We start from the raw sequence: 2,934 nt of genomic DNA on the forward strand, positions 1-2,934 counted from the left end.
TTAGTTGCCATCATTGAGCAGCAAGGGCGGCCGTTGTTTAAGCGCGGCAAGGACATGACTGTGCTGTGCCCGTTCCATCAGGAAAATACGCCCTCGATGGTGATCACGCCCGCGAAAAATCTCTACCACTGCTTTGGCTGTGGGGCGGGCGGGTCGGTGCTCGATTGGGTGATGAAAACCGAGAACTTAAGCCTGCGCCATGCCGTGGAGCGGTTACGCGCCCTGTTAGGTAACAAGCCCGTCATTGAACCCCTGGTTGAACCGGCGGAGCTGGCCGGGGAAACCCTCGGGCAACAGGCGCTGTTGTCACGGGTCGTGGAGTTTTATCACCATACCCTGCTCACGGCACCGGAAGCGCAGGCGTATCTGGCCAAACGGCGTCTTAACCATCCTGGGCTGGTCGCACAGTTTAAGCTGGGCTTTGCCAACCGCACGCTGGGCTATCGCCTGCCGGAGAAAAAATACAAGGCCGGGGCAGAAATCCGCCGCCGGCTACAGGTGGCCGGGGTGTTGCGGGAAAACGGGCGTGAACACCTGCGTGGCTCGCTGGTTGTGCCGGTGATCGGCCTGGAAGGGCAAATCCATACGCTGTACGGGCGCAAAGTCGGTGAGCGGTTGCGCGGGAGTACCCCGCACCTCTATTTGCCGGGCGCGCACCGGGGGATCTGGAATGAACAGGCATTGCAGGCGTCAAAATCCCTCATCCTGTGTGAATCGCTCATTGATGCCCTGTCGTTCTGGGTTGCCGGCTATCGCAACGTCACGGCCGCCTATGGGGTGAACGGGGTCACGGCTGACCACTGGCTGGCGTTTGAACAGCACGGGATTAAGCAAATCCTGATTGCGTTTGACAATGACACGGCCGGCAATAATGCGGCGGTGAAACTGGCAGCGGAGTTGCTTGGCAAAGGCATTGTGCCCCTGCGGGTGGTGTTCCCGCCAGAGGGGGATGCGAACGGGTATCTGTGCCAGATGGCGGAGCCGGAAACCGCCTTCCGGCTTCTGGTTGAGAGTGCAGTACCGATGCAGGACGCGGCGGGTATGACAAGCCTCGAACGCCAGGCCGCTGAACCGGACAAGGCACCGGAACCCCCTCCTTCCTTAGCCGCCGACCCCGTGCCCAGCGTGGCACCGGGTGTGGTCTGTGAACCCGGTGCCAACGGTGAATTACAGATATCCATCGGGACATTACGCTGGTGTCTGCGGGGACTGAATGCCATTCCCTCCGGTGCTGTCGTGATGAAATTGAATGCGCAGGTGCTGGATACACAAAGCGGTGTGCTGTTTGCCGACGGCGTTGACCTGATGAGTGCCCGCAGCCGCAACAGCTACGCAAGACTGGCCGCGACCGAAATGGGGTTGGGAGAAGCGGCACTGCGCCGTTCGCTGGGGCAGGTATTACTGGCAGTGGAACAGTGGCAACAGGCCGCCACGGACACCGGGCATAACACGCCGGTGATGGGGATGGCAGAGCAGGGCGCGGCACTGGCCTTGCTGCAAGACCCGAACCTGACCGCGCGTATCACGGCGGATTTAGCCGCCTGTGGTGTGGTCGGTGAATCGACCAATTTATTGGCGGGCTTTTTGGCCGCCGTCAGCCGCAAACTGCCCAAACCGTTAGCCGTCCTGATACAAAGCAGCAGCGCGGCCGGGAAATCCTCCCTGATGGATGCCGTGCTGAACCTGATACCGGAAGAAGAACGCATCCAGTACAGCGCCATGACAGGCCAGAGCCTGTTTTATCTGGGGGAAACCAACCTGCAACACAAGATACTGGCCATTGCCGAAGAAGAAGGGGTGCGGCAGGCGGCTTATGCGCTCAAGCTGTTGCAGAGTGACGGCGAGCTGACGATGGCGAGCACGGGCAAGGACGAAGCAACCGGGAACCTCGTCACTAAAAGCTACACGGTGAAAGGCCCGGTGATGCTGATGCTGACGACCACGGCGATCGATGTCGATGAAGAGTTATTAAATCGCTGTCTGGTGCTGACCATCAATGAAACCCGCGAACAGACCGAAGCCATCCATGCGTTGCAGCGCCATAAGCAAACCCTTGAGGGCTTACTGGCGGAGAACGAGCGGGACTATCTCACCGAACTGCACCAGAACGCCCAGCGGCTGCTTAAGCCCCTGAATGTGGTCAATCCCTATGCCAGCCAGCTGACGTTCCTGTCTGACAAAACCCGCACCCGCCGTGACCATATGAAATACCTGACCTTAATCCAGAGCATCGCGCTGCTGCACCAGTACCAGCGGGAAATCAAGATCGCCGAGCATCGCGGCCGCAAGCTGGAATACATCGAAGTCACGAAAGACGATATCCGGCTGGCGAACCAGCTCGCGCATGACATCCTGGGCCGGACGCTCGACGAGATGCCGCCGCAGACCCGCAAGCTGTTGCTGCTGATACAGCAAATGGCTCATGACATGGCCGGAAACGGGCAGAAGACGTTACGCGACGTTCGCTTTACCCGGCGGGATATCCGCGCTTACACAAACTGGAGCGACAGCCAGCTTAAGCTGCACTGCCAGCGCCTGAGTGAGATGGAATACCTGCTGATCCACGGCGGCAGTCGCGGGCACCTGCTGCAATACGAACTGCTCTGGGATGGTGATGGCGACAGTGCCCACTTAAGCGGTCTGATTGTCCCGGTATGATCCCCACAAGTCTGGGCAAAATGGCGGTAAGTCTATACCAAGTCTGCCCCAGGTCGGGGCTAAGTCTGGGGCGTGAAAACCGCCCCAACACCGCAGCCAGACAGGGTTAAATGCCCGCAAGTCTGACAAAACGAAAAATCATTGTTCCGACAATACAATAAAACCGTCTCCCCGACCGTACTGCCGGATAATGCCCACAACGACAAGGAAAATCCGAATGACAACTTTGCACGACAGCACACTGACCACGCTGCGCCAGCAACTGGCGGCCTATCT

Annotated in this window: 2 protein-coding genes; one reads left to right on the forward strand and one right to left on the reverse strand. The window is 59.1% G+C overall.

Features of this window, described 5'->3' with window-relative positions; all coding sequences use genetic code 11:
• On the forward strand, positions 1–2,658 hold a 2,658-nt coding region (locus PSI15_RS17440; RefSeq protein WP_273584625.1), incomplete at its 5' end, for a CHC2 zinc finger domain-containing protein.
• 59 nt (positions 2,659–2,717) lie between these two features.
• On the opposite strand, the gene PSI15_RS17445 is transcribed toward PSI15_RS17440, so the two are convergent.
• The coding region (locus PSI15_RS17445) for a hypothetical protein (protein WP_273584626.1) at positions 2,718–2,934 on the reverse strand (217 nt) is incomplete at its 5' end.

Source organism: Xenorhabdus sp. PR6a (assembly GCF_028599065.1).
Lineage (GTDB): Bacteria > Pseudomonadota > Gammaproteobacteria > Enterobacterales > Enterobacteriaceae > Xenorhabdus > Xenorhabdus doucetiae.